Here is a 17249-nt window from a genome sequence, read left to right as displayed (position 1 = left end):
GCCTCAATCTGGCGGTCCCGCTCGGCGGCGTCCATCTCACCGCGTTCAACCTTGCTCGCTGTGTCACTGGCGACAGCCAACGAAATGGCCTTGTCCTGAACATTCAGGGCCCGCTCGACATACCGATGAGAAACGCCATGATCACGCGCTTCATGCATGCGCTGCGCCCGCTCGATCATGCCGGATTCAATCTCGACCATCTCGCGGGTCGAATAACGGCCAAGCGCGATCTCCCCGGTTACCGGGTCCGGCCGCTCCGGCTGAAGCTCGACCAATGCCGGCGAGGCCATGACCTGCGCAAACGCATTCTGGAACGCCTGCACATCGTCGTTGATATAGCGATGCAGCGCCCGCGCAACATCGCGCCGATCGAACACGCTCTTTTCCCCGGTGATAAGGATTAGAACCTGCTCGGGCTTTTCGCGAATAAGATCGGCATTGCGCTGTGCCGCTTCCTCGTCCAAACGCGAGCGCGTCACCTCAAGGCCGCGCCGCTCCATCTGCGTGGCATGAACGCCCATATGCTCGGTCGGCGCAATCTCCAGCCCGCGTTCCATGTGCGAACGATGGTCGATCCGAATATCTAGCCCGGCCATGGCAAGGCGTTCGTTGGCGATCCCCTCCCATCTCTGGCGAAGGTCGCGGAGCTGCATGTCGGTCGTCGGCAGGTTGCTCGCCAGCAGCCATTTGTTTTCGCGCTCAAGATAGGTCTTGTCGCCTAGCCCGTCCTCCGTCACCTGCCGCGTGGTCATAAGCAAATGTGCATGATGGTTGCGAACGTCGCCTTCCTCATGCGGCGTATGAATGGCGAAATCGACCGCCGCGCCATAACGGTTTGCAAGCTCCTGCGCGATCTCCCACGTCGCCTCTAGCCGCTGCTCGGCCGAAAGCTCATGCGGCAAGGCGATCTCAAATTCCCGCGCAACACGAGCGTCTTTCCGTTTCTCGGCAAACTCGGCCGCATTCCACAAGACCGAACGATCCCGCGCCCAATCGGCGTTGACGCCCGTGGTGCCGGCACCCGGCTCGGGCAAGACGATCTCGGCATGCTCAACGCCACTTCTGTGCGTGTAGTCATGCGTGATGCCGTCACGCTCGTTGGTCAGCTTCTCCCCGGCACGATAAGCTATTGAGGCGACGGCGCTCCGGCCCTTCGCCCGCGAAACTGGCTTCATGCTGAAATGATAGATCGCCAAGCCGTTGCCTCAACTTCGTTTCGCCGTTTCCCGCCAGACTCCAAGTCTGGTGGTGCGCTGAGTTACACAGTAACTCGTAAGTGCGCCCTTTTCAACCTAACCGCTCCACTCTTTCGCAATCCGGTGTCGCGATGGCAGAAGCATCAATGCTAGAAAGCTGAGGCCATAATTGTGCTGCATAAGCGACGAGATTGCAAGATCGACAGACGCTTATGCATGCGAAGGCGTGTCGTTTCGGCTATAATGGATGGCTGAGGAAAAAAGAGGACACGGACAATGAGCGATGAAACATATGATAGATCGGCAATTGAAATGCTGAAAGGATTGAATCCGCTATCGCATCGAAAGCCATGGCATGGCCGCATGGTTGATCCGACCGATCCGGTGCAGGTTGCAAGGTTCCTCAAAAGCGTGGAAGATTATGCGCTCGAAAATCCCGTTGAGGATTTGACCGCACTCATCACCCAACTGAAAAACGAACTGGCGGCAATGGGAGATAAACGACATGGCGCGCAAGACGATTGAACAAAGGCTGGCTGAACTCGACGCGCAGCGCGCCACGCTCAAGGCCCGGCTGTCGAAACAGGAACGCGCCAACGATACACGCCGCAAGGTGCTGCTCGGTGCGCTTGTCCTGCACCGCCTCGAAAATCCAAACGATCCCGATTTCACGCGGCGGCTCGGTGACTGGTTGCGCAAGGAACTCCCCGGTTTCCTCACGCGAGACGGAGACAAGGCGCTCTTTGCCGATCTGCTTGGAAGCGCGGATAAGACCGAAACGGCACAATGAACTGATGGCCCCAGACTTTTCCTTTTGGGACGTCATCATTCTCGGCCTCATCATCTTCTGGCCGGCAACGATCTGCGTCGTGATCGCTTTCCTCGTCCTCGCATGGCTTGGAACAAAAAATGCAGGATGGCGTGTGTTCTGGATTATCGCCGCCATCGCAACAGCCATGCCCCTCATCTGGTATGTCGCTGAAATGGGGTTCATAGCGCCATGACACGCCGCAGATGTCTCCTGACAGAAAAACAGACCGTGTTAGAGTCCGGGTTCCGGGGATCGCTGATCCAAGCATGAAAGATGACGTTATGACCGACACCGATGCACCCGAATGGCCCGGTCCGGCCGACGAGGCACATGCCGTCGAACAGGCCAAGTGGCTCGGCAACCAGGTCGCAGAAGGTGGGCTACGATTTGAAGCCTATTTGCCGCCCTCTCTGGCTCTGTGGCTGCTTGATCTGATCGAACAGGGAAAATTCCTCGACCCGTCCGAGGCCGTTTCCGTCATCTTAGGCGAGCATCAGGAATTGGAACCTCACGCCGATCTGCGACGGGAGCTATTCAAGCGCCGTATACAGGCGGCAATCGACGATCCCCGACCGGGTATTTCCGGTGAAATGATGAAGCGGCTGCGGGGATAAATTCAAAGAACCCCTGCCCGTACCAGCCAGATGGGAAAAGCGGTCCCGGCGCTGACGCACCGGGGCTTTGTCGCTGGCGGCCCTCCGGCTCTCTACAGCACGTTGGAAAGCGCGTTCGCCTCCGGCTGACTCGGCTCACGCCGCGATATCACGACAAAACCAACCTCGCCACACCCGCGACGGTAACCCCCGACCGGTCCGCTCTTATCCTGGGTGGGCTGTAGGGCCGGTCGGGGGCGCGGGTTGTTTTCCCTTTTACATGATTGCAGGAAAGCATGATTTCCGATCTTGCATCGGCATACTATCGCCTCCTATTTGCGCATGTCTTTGGGACGACACTTCGGATAGAACCATTGCTTGCCGTCCTTCTCGCCAAACCATCAGTTCCTGAACCTTCGGCTTGCTGGCGACTCGTCGACAGTCAGATCGATACTACGCACGCCCCCCACTGCTTATAGGGCTTGTCATTTGCAGCCGTGGTTATACCGCAACTGGGATTTTTCCAGCAGGAGCGAGCCATGACAATAACGCAACCGCCAACGTCAAATGGCCGAGTGGGGCAGCAGCCGGTTTCACAGTGATTTCAATATCGTAACCAAGGCGGATTTCACTTTCAGCTTATCGGCATTGGGTAAGTCGAAATCGGCAAAAACATTGCTGGAACCCGATGTGACCTCTATGCCGTCAATGATGCGGCTGCGCATCTCTATCTCCTTCTAAGAGCGGCGCAGAATACTTCTACAAGTGCCGACTCGCGTCCATTCGGCCATGCAGGACGCGGATAATCTCGATCCGGTCGCCACGATCCTTAAAATAGACGATGTGCGATCCTGCCGGGTATTTAAGATAGCCCCGTCGCACATCGACATCGCGGCCTTTTTTCGTCCCAGCGGCCAGACCCTCGAACGCAGCATAAAGCTGATCCTGATAGGTTTCAGCCTGCTCCAACGACCAGCGACGAGCCGTGTAGCGCCATATCTTCCGAAGATCGGCCTTGGCGGCAGGAGCGAGCCGGAAAGGCCGTTTAGTGGCCATATTCGGCGCGCATTTCGGCTTTAAACGCTTCGTTGTCGAATGGCTCAGGCTCGCCGGATTCCTCGCCCTCGATCAAGGCAGCTTCCAGCGCCTTGACCTTCGCCTCGTGTTCTTCAAGTAGCCGAAGTCCAGCCCGCACAACGTCACTAACGGAGCCGTAGCGGCCAGTTTGTACCTGGCTGTCGATAAAACCGGCAAAGTGATCGCCAAGGGAAATAGACGTACTTCTAGCAGCCATGGGCATACCTCCTAGTTTGGAGTGCAATATACCAGCAATTACCATTTTTTGGCAAGACCAATCAATCACATCATGCTTACACGAAAACATGTAATCATGATGGATGATTGTTTACTCCCTGCCTTCTCGAACGACCGGGAAATTGTATTTGGCGAAAAGCAGATTAAGCGCCTCGGCAACAAGCCGCTCTTGCGGAACCCGCTTGCCCTGCAGATCGCGCGTCCGAAAACTGACTTCTTCCAGTGTTTCCCAATAGATAGGCCGCAGGTAGTGCGTTTTGGCAGTCTTGTTGGCCCGCGACGGTGCAATATAGCTTCCGGTCGCCAGCGCGTTACGAACACCGCGCTTGGGCTCTACTGGGGTATCGGAAACTTCGTCGATTGACGGATCGGCGGCGGGTTGCTCTGCGATCTTGATGGCACTCGCCAAGAGGGACGGCTTACGGCTCATGATTTCATCCTTCCATGATTTGTTGCAATCATGCTTGCCTGTTCCGAAAGAAACTTGAACAGGTCGGTTATTTCCTGCGCTGCGCGCCCTTCCGGCTCCAACTCCTGCGCGGTCCGCCCTAAGGCTGGCGCATCCTCATGGGCTTTCAGACGGGACAAATGTACAGAGGCAACCGCCATGCTGAACCGCTCAGCAATCGCGGCCGCGTCGTCGGCCGCCCTGCCCCAGGCGTTCGGATGCACCTGATTCAACAAGACGAATGCGGGCGGATTACCTGCCATGTCCAACAACCGCTTTAGCGGTTCCAAGGTGTCGATTGCGAAAATCTGCGCTTGTGTCGGGATCACGACCATATCTGCATACTTGGCCGCTTCGGTCGAGGCACTGTCCATCTTGCCGGGCGTGTCGATGAACACCCAATCCATGCCAAGGCCGCGATAGGCGTCCAGCGAGCGTCGGATAGCACCAGGCTGAATCGAAGCCACATCCGGGCCGTCGCCCTCGCGTCGGTCAAACCAGTTGACGGCGTTCGTCTGTGGGTCGAGGTCGAGCAGGGCCGATTTCTGCCCGGCCCGATGTGCCGCCACCGCAAGCGCTGTCGCGATCGTCGTCTTGCCGGTCCCGCCCTTCTGCGTGCAGAACGCTACTGTAATCATGTTTGCATCCTTTCATGTAAAGAAGTTTATATGATTTCCTTTAAACATGAAAGCACATCTGCATTTTTGGGCGGTTAACGGCTCTCCGCTTCCTCCACCGCCCGGCGTGCGACGGCTTGCTGAATTATGGCGCACCGTAAAATCCTCTTGCAATAGGGTGGGCCATACGTTTTTTGCGCTACAAGGTCACAAAGCAGGCCGGTAGATCACCACTAATACGCTGGCGTGGAAATAAGAACGGCCGATTCCGCGCGGCATAGGTCTTAGCGGTCTCTTTTTTTATCGTACCAAACAACAATCACACATTTCTTGCTGACATGTAAACATGATTTCATGTTTTGCCTCGCCCTCACCCCATTCTTTTCTAAAGCCGATAGGATGGTTGCCACAAGCGTGAGCATTGCGGTTTATGTGGTGAGGGTGCCGCTTGTCGGCCCGCATATACGCGGGTTGGAACCGCCGCAGAGCTGCGTGAACCGCCCGAACAGCGGTGCCCGCTTATATTTTTTGGTAGAGGATAGAATTAGAGTGGGATTCAGTCTGGTTATCAGACTCACGTTTCTGGACAACACGCCCAAGAGACGCCATCGCCCGGCCTAGCGCCGTATCGCCAAGATCGAACAGCGCGCGCTCACAGAGGGGCAGAGCTCTCCTGTAGGCATCCAGATCGACCGCACGGGCTTCCTGTGCAGTGCTGTGGTCCTCGGGCGGGGGAGGGGCCTTACCGAACCGTCCAAGGAACTGCCGGGCCTTCTCTGGCAGGGATAGGCGATAGGCGTTGCTGGCCTGCTGCACCTGTGGGCCGCGCCCCTCGTTCCCGGTCGGCTCGTAACGCCGCAGCCAGTCGATGAAGCCATGCGTCCGCAGGTTCTTCAGCGCCCGCACGACCGTATCGCGCGACCGGCCTAACCGATCCATGATTGTAGTGATTGACGGCTCTAGCCGACCAGTGCGGAAGTCGATGAGATTGACGAACAGCCGCAGCACGTCCAGCGCTACCGATCCGAGCGGGCCGCTGCGCTCACCCTTCTCCCGCAAGCCGGCCTCATTGTAGATTTCCGCTGCCTTCAGGATCGCCTGCACATCCTTGCGTGTCGTCGGTTGCCATATACGGCCTTCCGACCGGCCTTTGACATGGCTGTGTCGGCGAACTGGCGTGGGGCATCGCTCGGCGGGGGGAGGGAGCACCAAGCTGAATGTAGCCTGTCCTGATCCCCGCAACGCATCCCGGCGTTCTTGCGCAAGCGTGGAGAGCTGGCCGGCCTCGTCCTCCGTGAGATGGCCCGCGCTGTATCGGGTCCAGACTTCCCGCATGATTTCTTCAAGCGCGCTTCTGCGCGCGCAGCCGATCGCGGCCGCGTAGTGCGTCCTCAACATATGTCCTTCGTCCTTCCATTTTAGAGGACATGACGGCATTGGACAGCGGACACAAATCCGTTTTCGCAAGAATCAATCTTGCAAATTGGAGTGCTCTAGCGTAGATAAGGGGGGATTTCAGTGCCCTGATCTACAGTGTGTCTGACGACCTATAAAACGCTCGATCGCGCTAACGATCGAGCGTTTTGCCGTTATATCCCTTGGTTCGCTTCGATATAGAACCTCAACGCTTCCTCGATGATCGGCGTACGTCCCCGCACACCCTTGGCTTCCTTGATCTGGTCGATAGCCTTAACCATCTCAGCAGGAAGATCAGTGTTCACCAAAACTCGGCCAGCAGCTCGCCGACGCTCTCGATGCGCGCGAACGATTTCCCTGCTAGGTGCTTTGGTTACGTGACTCATTTTTACATGTAATTCAGAAAATCGCTGATTCTGCAATCCCTTAACTCTAATGTGTGGGAATAACGTGCAAATCGGATACTCTGGCGGACAATCGGCGGTGCTGAAAATGCGAATTTATGCTGACTTACCATTAGCAAGGGGCTCTGTGGTCATTTCTACATTAATACACGCTAAGATCATTTTGCAGGTGACGGGAAACACATGATTTCCGCTCACCGTGATCGCGGGGCAAACTGGCCACTGTCGATTTCAGAAGACGGCTTCAGTGAGGAAGTTGCTTTTTCAGAAGGTTAGCGGCGCGCCCGTCGCCAAATTTTTCAGAAGTCGCTTTCAGTGAACGGGATTTTTACCAATAGTGGTGTTCAGTGGTCGGCATGTCGACCAGAAGTCCTGTTCAGCAGCCAGCACCTGAACCTTCTCTGATCCCTGAGCATGGCGTTCTGGGATTATCCGATGCTGCATGGGCAGAGGCCAAACGGCGCGCCAGTGTCATCGGGCCATTGGCGGAGCAGCCTAAAGCACCGGCTTATCTCGCCAGGCAGGCTGGCGCGGATCTCGGGCTGACTGAGCGGACGGTGTACTCCCTCATTCGCCGATACCGACAGTCCGGAGGGCTTCTCAGCGCGCTGGCCCCAAAGCCGCCCTCCGGCGGCAAGGGCAAGGGACGACTGCCGCATATTGCGGAGACGATCATTGCCGAGGCGATCAGGGACGAATTCCTGACGCGGCAGAAGAAGCGCGCCGAAGCCGTCGTCCGAACTGTGCGGGAGAGATGCGCAAAAGCAGGCGTCGTAGCACCGTCGGCGAATACAATCCGGTCGAGAATTCGGGCAATCAGAACTGATGAAGCCGCCCGACGCAGACAGGGCGGCGTCAAGAGCAAGGCTGCCCGGCGCCTGAAGGCAGCGGCAGGGCAGACGCCGGAAAGCCCGGGGCCGATGGCGATATTGCAGATCGACCACACGCCGGTCGACATCATTCTTGTTGACGAAACCTACCGCAAGCCGCTCGGCCGTCCTTATCTCACCGTCGCGATCGATGTTTACAGCCGCTGTGTGGCAGGATTTTTGCTGTCGCTCGATCCGCCGTCAGCCACCAGCGTCGGCCTTTGCATCGCGCATGCGGCAATTCCCAAGGATTCCTATCTGCAGAGCCTTGGAATCGAAGGGCATGCCTGGCCTGTTTCGGGCGCTCCCGGTGGGCTCTATGTCGACAATGCCGCGGAATTCCACTCGGAAGCCCTTACGCGCGGTTGCGAACAGCATGGGATCGCCCTGAACTATCGCCCGGTGGCGACACCTCATTACGGAGGAATTGTCGAGCGCCTGATCGGCACTTTGATGGAGATGATCCATGAGGTTGCCGGGACGACGTTCTCTAACCCGGCCGAGCGCGGCGAGTATGACAGCGACGGCCAGGCTTGCATGACGCTGGCCGAGCTCGAGCAATGGATGACTTTGGCGATCGTCGGTCGCTATCACGGCGATGTACACGGCGGCCTCTTCGAGCCTCCAATCGTACGATGGCGGCACGGCGTATCGACAACAGGAGCGCCCCGCGCCATCACTCAGATCCAGGCATTCCTGGTCGACTTCCTGCCCGTTCTGCGTCGCCGCGTCACCCGTGAAGGTTTCCGGATCGATCATATCAGCTACTTCTGCAATGCCCTGCATCCATGGATCGCTGAACGGGATCGTCTTGGACCCCTGATGATCCGGCGTGACCCACGCGATTTATCGCGAATCTTCGCGCTCGACCCTGTTGGCGAGTTCTACGTCGAGGTGCCATGCGCCCGGCTCGGCCGTCCGAGCATCACTTTGTTCGAGCACCGGCAAGCCATCGCCTGGTTGAAAGCCGATGGAAGATCCCAGGTCGATGAAGATTCCATTTTTCGCGCGGTTGCGGCGCAACGCGAGCTGGCCCGGATAGCCGCTGCAAGAACACGGTCGGCTCGTCGTAAGCTCGCCCGGATTGCCGCGACCGGTCGCTCCTTGATTGAACACGAGCAAAAAGAGCGGGAGGACAGCGCCGATCCGCCAATCGTCGTGTCCGCGCTATATCCGGCGACACGATGGTGACAGGAACAGAAGACATTTTGCCCGGCCGACTGGTCGATACAATAGCGGATGATGACGCCACACGGCTCGAACTTCTGGCCGGCGCTCAATGGTGGATCGGTTATGACCGGGCGCAGGAGGCACTGCGAAGGTTCGAATATCTTCTGCGTTACGGGCCTGGCCAATTGCGTCCACCAAACGCATTGCTGCTCAGCCCCACCAACAACGGCAAGAGCATGGTGGTCGAAAAATTCCGGCGCGATCACACGCCGTCTCCGGGACAAGATACCGACGCGGAGACCCTGCCGGTTGTGGTCGTGCAGATGCCGACCAACCCCACCATCAGCCGGTTCTATGCTGCCCTTCTTGCCGAAGTCGGCGCGCCCGGACCACGTAGTGGTGGCGGTGTTCGCGGCCACGATCTGGAGCAGATGGCGCTGCGGGTTCTCCGTGCGGTGAACACCCGTGTGCTGGTGATCGACGAGCTTCACAACATGCTGGCGGGGTCAGCATCGGCGCGGCGGGAGTTTCTCAATCTGTTGCGCTATCTCGGCAATGTCCTTCGAATTCCCCTGGTCGGCGTGGGCACGCAAGAAGCTTATCTCGCTATTCGCACCGATCCTCAGCTGGAAAACCGGTTCGAGCCGATCATCCTTCCTCTATGGGAACCGGGATCCGAAACCGCGAAATTGCTCATGAGCTTTGCGGCGTCCCTGCCGTTGAAGCGATCCTCGCCTGACCTGTTGCGCCCCGATGTGATCAAGCAGCTTTTGACGAGGACCGGCGGCACGATCGGCGAGATGCTGACGCTTCTGCGGGCAGCGGCGATCGCAGCGATCGAAACCGGCGAAGATTCGATAAACGAGCACACGCTCGGCATTGCAGAATACAAAGGCCCGGTGGAACGCCGGATCAGCATTGAGCGGCAGCTCGTTCCCGGGTGATGAAACGACTGCCGGTCCATCCGCGCCCCCTGCCACATGAAGCGCTTTCGTCATGGATCGATCGAATGGCCGATGCCTACGGCCTTCCGTCCTCGACCTTTATGGAGCGGGCCTTCGGCTACAGCCGCCTGTCTGACCGGGAGATCGACCTTTCCCCTCCGGCCGATCTGCTGATGACAATCGCCGAGCGGACGGGAATAGCGACGAGCAAAGTTCGCTCGATGACGTTGGCGGGCTATGTGCCGCTTCTGCTCGATAGCCTGACGCCAGGACAGGGCTTGTTCAAAACCTATGTCAGCCAGTTTCCTGCCTTCGCGCGTGTTCAGGACCGATTCCGCCGCCCCGTGTTCCTGCTCGATGAGGATCGATGGCTGCCCTGGATATCGCGAGAGATCCGCGAACAACCGCCCATCTGCCGGCAGTGCGTCGCGCAAGACATCGCTCCATATCGGCGGATATTCTGGCGGGCTGGTTGGATGACATGCTGCCCCGTCCATCATGAAATGCTGGAAACCGGGTTCTTCTTGCCGAGCGTCAGGCGCGATGATCTTTATGCCTACACGCCGCGCCGCGCGGCGGCGGCGGATATCGTGGCGCTTGACGGATTGACGCTTGAGGCCGTGACCGAAGTCAGTCTGTTGCTGCCGCATGGCCGAGAGATCAGCGCGGCTGTGTGGATAAGAGCGCTTCGCACCCTCATCGATGATCTGATCCGTCCCCAATACACCCTGGTTGGCGTGAAACACATCATGAGCGCTGCGTGGCGGCTTGCCGGAATGTCTCTGCACGAAGGGCTCGGCATGGGCCGCATTTTTGAGGACATGTCAGTGCAGCAACGCGAAACCGTTTTTGCCGTTGCGGCGGCGACCGTCAAACGACTGCTGCAGGGTGATCTCGATACCCGGCACTCCAACGTCAGGCATTGGTCTGTGTCGACCGTCTTTGACCCGCCGCCTGCGCTGCCCGACCGGGACTTGCCTTCCCTGCCACCCCGGGCCGAGGTGCAGACTGACGCGGCCACCGACTGGGAAAGACTGTGGGCAGCGGCCGTCGACGAAGCGAAACGCAGCCCACTTCAAGCCTACAAGCTTCGGCAGATGATGATCTGGAGATTGCCGGCCTCGCAGATCGATGGGGTCGATTTTTATCTGCGCGATCTTGGCATCCCGGTGATCACCGCACAGCCCGCGCCGTGAATGTAATAAAAACAAATCAGATCACCTTTACAGTGCATAGACAAAAATACGGGTTATGTGACAGAATGAGCCCGAGCCTGGAGTGGCGAACCGAATTGTAATAAATACGAGTGTTTATGTGACAACCCTTCTCGGCTATGCCCGCGTCTCCAAAACCGACGGCAGTCAGGTCCACCACCTTCAGCGCGATGCGCTCACCAAAGCCGGCGTGCATGTCGATAATATCTATGAAGACGCCGCGTCTGGGCGGAAGGACGACCGCCCCGGCCTCGCGGCCTGCCTCAAGGCGCTGCGCGCCGGGGATACCCTTGTCGTGTGGAAGCTCGATCGTCTGGGCCGCGATCTCCGCCACCTCGTCAACCTCGTGGACGATCTGACAAAGCGGAACATCGGCCTCAAGGTACTGGCTGGTGAAGGTGCGTCGATCGACACCACGACCGCCAACGGTCGACTGGTATTTGCGATCTTCGCCGGCCTGGCGGAATTTGAGCGGGCGCTGATTGTCGAGAGAACGAAGGCCGGTCTGGAATCGGCCCGGGCTCGCGGCCGCAATGGAGGCCGGCCATTCAAGATGACGCCAGCCAAGCTACGTCTCGCGCAAGCCTCCATGGGAAAGCCGGAAACGAAGGTCGGTGACCTGTGCACCGAACTCGGGATTACACGACAGACCCTCTACCGGTTCGTCGGGCCGAAGGGCGAGCTGCGTTCAGACGGTGAAAAGCTCCTCAAAAAGAAGAAGCGCACCTCTACTGAAATCCTCTTTTGATCTCCACTGATTGTCTTCTGAAATCGAGAGCCACGCAATAGGGCCATTTTTTGCGCGACAAACCCTGTCGGAATGTTAGGCTGTGCGGCAACACCTGATTTGAGGTTTGTCGCACATGTTGATCGGTTACATGCGGGTATCGAGTAGTGACGAGCGCCAGTCGGTTGCCTTGCAGCGCGATGCCCTGCTCGCGGCCGGGGTCGATGAGCGCCATCTCCATCAGGATCGCGCTTCCGGAGCGCGTGATGACCGGCCGGGTCTGAAGGCATGCCTCGGCGAATTGCGCGAAGGCGATGTCCTGGTCGTCTGGAAGATAGATCGGTTAGGCCGGTCACTCTCCCACTTGATCCGCATCGTCGAGGATTTGAAGGAACGTGGTGTCGCCTTCCGATCTCTCACGGAGGCGATCGACACCACGAATTCGCACGGCGCGTTTCTGTTCAACCTGTTCGGCTCGCTTGCAGAATACGAGAGAGTGCTGATCACCGAGCGGGTCAATGCCGGCCTGGCGGCGGCTCGCCGACGTGGCCGTAAGGGCGGGAGACCTCCAACGATCGATGCGGAAAAGGTCGAGCAGGTTCTAGCTGCTTTGGAAGCTGGCGCCAGCAAGGCGTCCGTGTGCCGGACGTTCAAGGTGGCGCGCTCGACCTTGATCGACACGTTGAAGCGGACTGGATGGACAGGCCCCGGCAAGACCGGCACGCCCGAAACCGTAGTTTGACGAGTGACCGTGGCTGATGGCGTTTCTCGATGAGCAATCGCGTGCCGTTTTATTCGAACCACCCGAAGCTTATGAAGATGCGCAAGCGCGCTATGCACTGACTTCCGAGGATATTGTCTTCGTCAAGGAGCATCGCCGGTCGCATAATCGGCTTGGCTTTGCGATCCAACTCGCACTGGTGCGTGATCTGGGCCGTCTGCTGCGAATAGGCGAAGTTCCACCTCAGGCGGTTGTCTCTGTTGTCGCCGACCAGCTGGGCATCGACCCTGCAGTGTTCGAGTTCTACGCCCAGCGCGACGAAACGCGCCGGGAACACGCGCGCGAGATCGTCTCTGCACTGGAGCTTCAGCCTGTCCGGACGAGTGACTATCGCGAGTTGATAACGGCGGCGGCACGCGAGGCGGCGGCCACTGAACAAGGTGCGCCGATCGCCAAGGCCGTGATCGAAGCCTTGAAGGAACGAAAGTTGCTCGTTCCTATGCCGGAGCTGCTGATCCGTCTGGCACTGGCCGGCCGGGCGGCGGCGCGTCGACAAGCCTATCGCGAATTGATCCGGGATCTGGAGCAGCCTTCGATCGAGGCGCTTGATCAGCTCCTCGCTGAGCGGGCCGGCGATCGGAGCCACCTTGGCTGGATTGCGGAAGCACCTGAAGGGGCGAAGCTGAAGAACCTCAAAGGCTTGATCGCCCGCCTCGAGGTATTGCGCTCAGCCGCCATTCCCGACGACCGTCGCAAGACGATCCATGCCAATCGCTACGGCATCATCGCCAGGGATGCACGCATTCTGCATGCCCGGGAGATACGACGCCTGACATCCGAACGTCGCTACGCCACGCTGGCCGCCTTCGTCATCGAGAGACAGGCGTCGATCACCGACCTGACGATCGACATGTTCTGCAAAATGATTGGGAGCAACCGCCGCAAGGCCGAGATCAGCCGCACGGAACGCCGGCTAAAAGAGGCCGAGGTTCTTGATGGGGTGGCGCTTGAGCATCTCAAGCTCGGCGAGGCGCTTCTGGCCGCTCGTGCGAGCAAAACCGATCTTGCATCGGCGATCGCAGCCTCCCTCGGCTGGGACGGATTGGTCGCCAGCATGGCGGCAGCCAGATCTGTCGTCCACCCTGATCGCAGTAACGAATTCGACGAGCTCATCAAGCGGCACAAATCGTTGCGCAAGCTGGGCAGACTGATGTTCCGCACGTTCTCGTTCCGGTCGTTTCGTGCTGATGATCCGATCCTTGTAGCAGTGGACCATCTGCGCGCGCTCTATGGCGGCCGGAAATTGCCGGCGCAGGTGCCGCTCGCCTTTCTGACCCGCAAATGGCGACGCTGCGTGCGCCCGAACAGTGCCGATATCGACCTGCGCGCCTGGGAAGTGGCGGTCCTCGTTCACCTGCGAGAGCGTCTGAGGGCCGGTGACATCTGGGTCGAAGGCAGCCGGGCATGGCGCAGTTTCGAGGATTATCTTCTGCCTCGGCCGATCTTCGAGCTGATGCGCGCCGAGGGGCGGCTCGGGCTCGCACTCCCCGACAGCTTTGCCGAATGGCGAGCAGAACGGACCGCCACGCTCGATGCGAAGCTGAAAGAGCTGGCAAAGGCGGCGGCTGCCAATGCTATTCCGGATGCAGCGATTTCCGACAAGGGCCTGTCGATCTCGCCGATCCGCGAGGAGGAGCGCGACAGCATCGTCGCGCTCAGCCGCCGACTATATGTTCTGGTGCCACGGATCAGGATCACCAGCCTGCTTGCCGAGGTGCAAAGCTGGACCAAATTCCTCGACAGCTTCACGCATTATCGTACCGGTGAGACGGCAAACGACGAGGCAGCGCTGATGGCAGCGATCCTTGCCGACGCCACCAATGCCGGAGCCGAACGTATGGCGGAAAGCTCACGCGGCGTCACGATCCACCAGATGATGCTGATGGTGGACAGGCATATGCGATCGGAAACCTACGCCACGGCGACCGCCGTGCTGGTCGATGCGCAGCAGGCCCATCCCTTTGCCGCGATCTGGGGTGACGGCCATATCTCCTCCTCGGACGGACAGTTCTTTCCGGCTGGCGGGCGTGGCGAAGCCAGCCTCGACTACAATGCAAAATACGGCAAGCGACCGGGGGCGTCGATCTATGGCTTCCTGTCCAACCGTTTTGCTTCCTTCTTCTCCCGCATGATCCAGGCATCCGAGGGCGAAGCCCCCTACGTTCTCGACGGCCTCCTTCACAACGAAAGCTCCGTCGAAATCTATGAGCACGCAACCGATACCGCTGGCGCCACCGAAACGACGTTCTCCATGTTCCACGCCTTTGGCTACAGGCTCATTCCCCGTATCCGCAATCTCGGCAATCGCAGGCTCTTTGTCATTGATCGCGATCCGGCTTACGAACCGCTCGACGCGCTGATCGCTGGAACCGTCAACATGGATGTCGTCGAGCACCACTGGGATGAGGTCTTGCGGCTGAAGGCTTCGATCGCTGCAGGTTTGGTGCCGCCTTCCGTCATCCTCAAGAAGCTGGCAGCGTCGCCGCGACAAAACCGGCTGAACCAGGCCCTGCGCGAAATGGGCCGGATAGAACGCTCGATCTTCATCTGCGACTGGCTGCTCGATACGAAACTGCGCCGCAGATCGCATGCGATCCTCAACAAGGGTGAAAGCCGTCATGCTCTCGCACGCGCCATCTTCCTCCACCAGCTCGGCGAATTGCGCAACCGCGTCGCCGAAACCATGGCTTACCGCGCGTCCGGTCTTAACCTCGTCGTCAACGCCATCATCCTGTGGAACACTGTCTATCTCAGCCGTGCTGTCGATTATATCAGCAGTCAGGGTATTATCATTCCGGACGAGCTGCTCTCCCAGGTCGCACCACTACCATGGGCGCATATCGCGCTCACCGGCGACTACCTCTGGAACGAAATTGACCGACCCCTCGAACGCTTCAGGCCAATCCGGGCTAACCGCTTCAATCCAAAAAACTTCAAATTCCCTTAGCGTGTATTAATGTAGAAATGCCCACGGAGCCCCAAAACGCTTCGGCCGGACGATCTGGCGACGATGGAGCGGCTATCACCGCCGAAGCCGCGTCGAGACAAAGATGCACTGTGTCAAACTGCTGGGCCAGCGCCTCATGGCGCGGGACTTCGACCGTCAGGTCGCCGAGTTCCAGGTCCGTGTTGCCGTCCTGAACGGCTTCACCGCGCTCGGCATCCCCGTCACGAAGGTCGCAGGATAGGTCTGTCCGGGGATAGGGGCAGTCCGATCATCCGCCGATTTGTGCAACAGAGCCGTTCAGGATAAAAATTTTCATTTAAAAACAGCCTGATGCAACAGAAACTCACAGACATATAGATAACATTTCTCAACTTCAGATCGACAGGAGATATACTGGTATCGGCAGGTCCGCTTCAGCTTGAATTATTTCTGCAGACATGAAAAATTTTCCACAGAAAGCCCTAGTCTTTCAATTGTCTCAGCGGCAGGCATTTTTCCGACCTCAAGGGCGCCAGACGCATTTATAACTGCATTAATGAATGTGAACAGGCGCGCTACAAAGTTAAGAATACCGTCGGCATGGCGCATAAACTGGGTTTTGCTGCTGATAAGAGTGGTCATCTTGGCCTCCGGTGCTCATTCTGATGATGCGGCACTGCATACGCGAAGCATACGGATGCTGCAATGCAGCGTGATGTAATTCCCGCCATGCAGAAGTTGCATACCTCTGATCTTCAAAAATAAATGCTCAAAGATAGAGCCAAATGCGGTGCGCTCTGACCCGTGCGAGGCACAGCGAAAACGCAAGCCGAAGTGACGAGCCGCTCCTTGGTACAAGTTGCCTGCGGACCTACTTGCAAGTAGGATAAGCGCAGTATCTTTGGTCAGATAACAGGAGCCGCAATTATGACTGAAAACCTAGCAACATTAGGTGTCGTCGCTGCTGACGTGCTCTCTGAGCTTCGGTCTCTTGGCTTTACAGATTACGAAGCGAAAGTTTACATTCAGCTTCTTAGGCAAAGTCCAGCCACGGCTTATGAAGTTTCAAAGAATGCGGGCGTGCCGCGGCCCAACACTTATAACGCCCTTGAAAGCCTAGCACAGCGCGGGGTGGTGTTGCCGGTAAGCGAGGCGCCCGCGCGCTACGTGGCCGCCCCACCGGATCAGATTCTGAGCGATATGGCGCGCCGTACTAGCACAATATGCGATCGTGTATCGGCGCGTCTGGCTGCAATGGTCTGGACTGTGGATGATCAGTATGTCTGGACGTTGTCTGGCGAGGATCAAGTCCATGCTAAAATTGACAGCCTAATTGATGGAACGGAGCACAGTCTTATGATCAAGGCTGCATCCGATATCCTTTTCCGCCATAAACCGGCGCTTCAGCGAGCAGGTGAACGGGGCGTCAAGATGCTTATAGTGTTGTTTGGTCCTGACCCCGAGGAATTTCGTTTTGGTGCGGATTGCAAGGTATATATTCACGAAGGCAATGGCGTGCGGATGGGCAAGACAGACAACCTCTTCACCATTGCAACTGATCACAACGAAATGGTGACTGCGACGATTCAGAAACAGGTCTTTGCCGTTCATACCCGCAATGGCCCCATCGTGACGATGGCAGAATCGCTAATCCGACATGATTTTTATATGGCTGAGATATTTGCGCGCTTCGGTGATCAGATCGATGACGCCTTTGGTCCCTACCTGCGCGACCTGCGGCTGGCGTGTTTCACCGAAGAACAGGCTGAAAGCTTTAAACTTAAAACTGGATTGTCGTAGAAAGGGGCGGCGGCGTAGC

20 protein-coding genes and 1 pseudogene are annotated in these 17249 nt (G+C 58.1%); 12 read left to right on the top strand and 9 right to left on the bottom strand.

The window, feature by feature from the left end; genetic code table 11:
- Positions 1 to 1196: MobQ family relaxase (gene mobQ / locus ABDF71_RS27215; protein ID WP_500062022.1), on the bottom strand; the 1196-nt coding region annotated here is incomplete at its 3' end.
- 276 nt (positions 1197 to 1472) lie between these two features.
- Here mobQ and ABDF71_RS27210 point away from each other — a divergent pair.
- The 4 genes from ABDF71_RS27210 to ABDF71_RS27195 all read left to right on the top strand — a co-directional run bounded on the left by ABDF71_RS27210 (position 1473) and on the right by ABDF71_RS27195 (position 2621).
- Entirely contained in the window at positions 1473 to 1721 is a 249-nt protein-coding gene (locus ABDF71_RS27210) for a hypothetical protein (protein WP_194532026.1), read from the top strand.
- Positions 1702 to 1986: a mobilization protein gene (locus ABDF71_RS27205; protein WP_194532025.1), complete on the top strand. Its 285-nt coding sequence runs from the start codon at positions 1702 to 1704 to the stop codon at positions 1984 to 1986. Before ABDF71_RS27210 ends, ABDF71_RS27205 begins: the two co-directional genes overlap by 20 nt.
- 4 nt (positions 1987 to 1990) lie before the next feature.
- A complete protein-coding gene (locus ABDF71_RS27200; protein ID WP_194532024.1) occupies positions 1991 to 2200 on the top strand; it encodes a hypothetical protein in 210 nt (69 codons plus the stop codon).
- 73 nt (positions 2201 to 2273) lie between these two features.
- Positions 2274 to 2621, top strand: a complete 348-nt coding sequence (locus tag ABDF71_RS27195; RefSeq protein WP_244980393.1) for a hypothetical protein — start codon at positions 2274 to 2276, stop codon at positions 2619 to 2621.
- A 572-nt stretch (positions 2622 to 3193) separates the two neighbouring features.
- Here the strand turns inward: ABDF71_RS27195 and ABDF71_RS27190 are convergent.
- The 7 genes from ABDF71_RS27190 to ABDF71_RS27160 form a co-directional block, all read right to left on the bottom strand.
- Positions 3194 to 3325 (bottom strand): hypothetical protein, encoded by a 132-nt coding sequence (locus ABDF71_RS27190; protein WP_500062021.1) that lies wholly within the window; start codon positions 3323 to 3325, stop codon positions 3194 to 3196.
- A 34-nt stretch (positions 3326 to 3359) separates the two neighbouring features.
- Positions 3360 to 3656, bottom strand: coding sequence for a type II toxin-antitoxin system RelE/ParE family toxin (locus tag ABDF71_RS27185; RefSeq protein ID WP_194532023.1), 297 nt, complete (start codon positions 3654 to 3656; stop codon positions 3360 to 3362).
- On the bottom strand, positions 3646 to 3894 hold the full coding sequence (locus ABDF71_RS27180; RefSeq protein WP_194532022.1) for a type II toxin-antitoxin system ParD family antitoxin: 249 nt from the start codon (positions 3892 to 3894) through the stop codon (positions 3646 to 3648). The genes ABDF71_RS27185 and ABDF71_RS27180 overlap by 11 nt, the downstream gene beginning before the upstream one ends.
- A 111-nt stretch (positions 3895 to 4005) precedes the next feature.
- Positions 4006 to 4344, bottom strand: coding sequence for a chromosome partitioning protein ParB (locus ABDF71_RS27175; RefSeq protein ID WP_194532030.1), 339 nt, complete (start codon positions 4342 to 4344; stop codon positions 4006 to 4008).
- Positions 4341 to 5000 (bottom strand): AAA family ATPase, encoded by a 660-nt coding sequence (locus ABDF71_RS27170; protein WP_194532021.1) that lies wholly within the window; start codon positions 4998 to 5000, stop codon positions 4341 to 4343. Before ABDF71_RS27170 ends, ABDF71_RS27175 begins: the two co-directional genes overlap by 4 nt.
- Before the next feature lie 498 nt (positions 5001 to 5498).
- Positions 5499 to 6377 carry a helix-turn-helix domain-containing protein gene (locus ABDF71_RS27165; protein WP_194532020.1) on the bottom strand — a complete coding sequence of 293 codons (879 nt, stop codon included), beginning with the start codon at positions 6375 to 6377 and terminating at the stop codon, positions 5499 to 5501.
- Positions 6378 to 6568: 191 nt separating this feature from the next.
- Positions 6569 to 6700 carry a ribbon-helix-helix protein, CopG family gene (locus ABDF71_RS27160; protein WP_244980392.1) on the bottom strand — a complete coding sequence of 44 codons (132 nt, stop codon included), beginning with the start codon at positions 6698 to 6700 and terminating at the stop codon, positions 6569 to 6571.
- Positions 6701 to 7155: 455 nt separating this feature from the next.
- Between ABDF71_RS27160 and ABDF71_RS27155 the strand changes: the two genes are divergently transcribed.
- From ABDF71_RS27155 to ABDF71_RS27125, 7 genes and pseudogenes are all read left to right on the top strand, one after another.
- A complete protein-coding gene (locus tag ABDF71_RS27155) occupies positions 7156 to 8859 on the top strand; it encodes a transposase (protein WP_500061876.1) in 1704 nt (567 codons plus the stop codon).
- Entirely contained in the window at positions 8853 to 9782 is a 930-nt protein-coding gene (locus ABDF71_RS27150) for a TniB family NTP-binding protein (protein WP_500061877.1), read from the top strand. Before ABDF71_RS27155 ends, ABDF71_RS27150 begins: the two co-directional genes overlap by 7 nt.
- Entirely contained in the window at positions 9782 to 10978 is a 1197-nt protein-coding gene (locus ABDF71_RS27145; RefSeq protein WP_500061979.1) for a TniQ family protein, read from the top strand. The genes ABDF71_RS27150 and ABDF71_RS27145 overlap by 1 nt, the downstream gene beginning before the upstream one ends.
- 118 nt (positions 10979 to 11096) lie before the next feature.
- Positions 11097 to 11744: a recombinase family protein gene (locus tag ABDF71_RS27140; protein WP_500061878.1), complete on the top strand. Its 648-nt coding sequence runs from the start codon at positions 11097 to 11099 to the stop codon at positions 11742 to 11744.
- 115 nt (positions 11745 to 11859) lie between these two features.
- On the top strand, positions 11860 to 12465 hold the full coding sequence (locus ABDF71_RS27135; protein WP_003501158.1) for a recombinase family protein: 606 nt from the start codon (positions 11860 to 11862) through the stop codon (positions 12463 to 12465).
- 16 nt (positions 12466 to 12481) lie between these two features.
- Positions 12482 to 15451 (top strand): Tn3 family transposase, encoded by a 2970-nt coding sequence (locus tag ABDF71_RS27130; protein ID WP_500061879.1) that lies wholly within the window; start codon positions 12482 to 12484, stop codon positions 15449 to 15451.
- Positions 15452 to 15479: 28 nt separating this feature from the next.
- Positions 15480 to 15692 (top strand): annotated as a pseudogene (locus tag ABDF71_RS27125) (IS5/IS1182 family transposase); the annotation flags it as partial.
- Between the two features lie 182 nt (positions 15693 to 15874).
- On the opposite strand, the gene ABDF71_RS27120 reads toward ABDF71_RS27125, so the two are convergent.
- Positions 15875 to 16072, bottom strand: a complete 198-nt coding sequence (locus ABDF71_RS27120) for a hypothetical protein (protein WP_313709555.1) — start codon at positions 16070 to 16072, stop codon at positions 15875 to 15877.
- A gap of 285 nt (positions 16073 to 16357) precedes the next feature.
- On the opposite strand from ABDF71_RS27120, the gene ABDF71_RS27115 reads away from it, so the two are divergent.
- A complete protein-coding gene (locus ABDF71_RS27115; protein WP_500062020.1) occupies positions 16358 to 17230 on the top strand; it encodes a TrmB family transcriptional regulator in 873 nt (290 codons plus the stop codon).
- Positions 17231 to 17249 lie beyond the last annotated feature (19 nt).

Origin of the sequence: Ochrobactrum sp. WV_118_8, from assembly GCF_039631535.1 — a bacterium.
Taxonomy (GTDB): domain Bacteria; phylum Pseudomonadota; class Alphaproteobacteria; order Rhizobiales; family Rhizobiaceae; genus Brucella; species Brucella anthropi.
The sequence above is the reverse complement of the archived record's forward strand: the minus strand, read 5'-3'. Positions and strand labels throughout refer to the sequence as shown.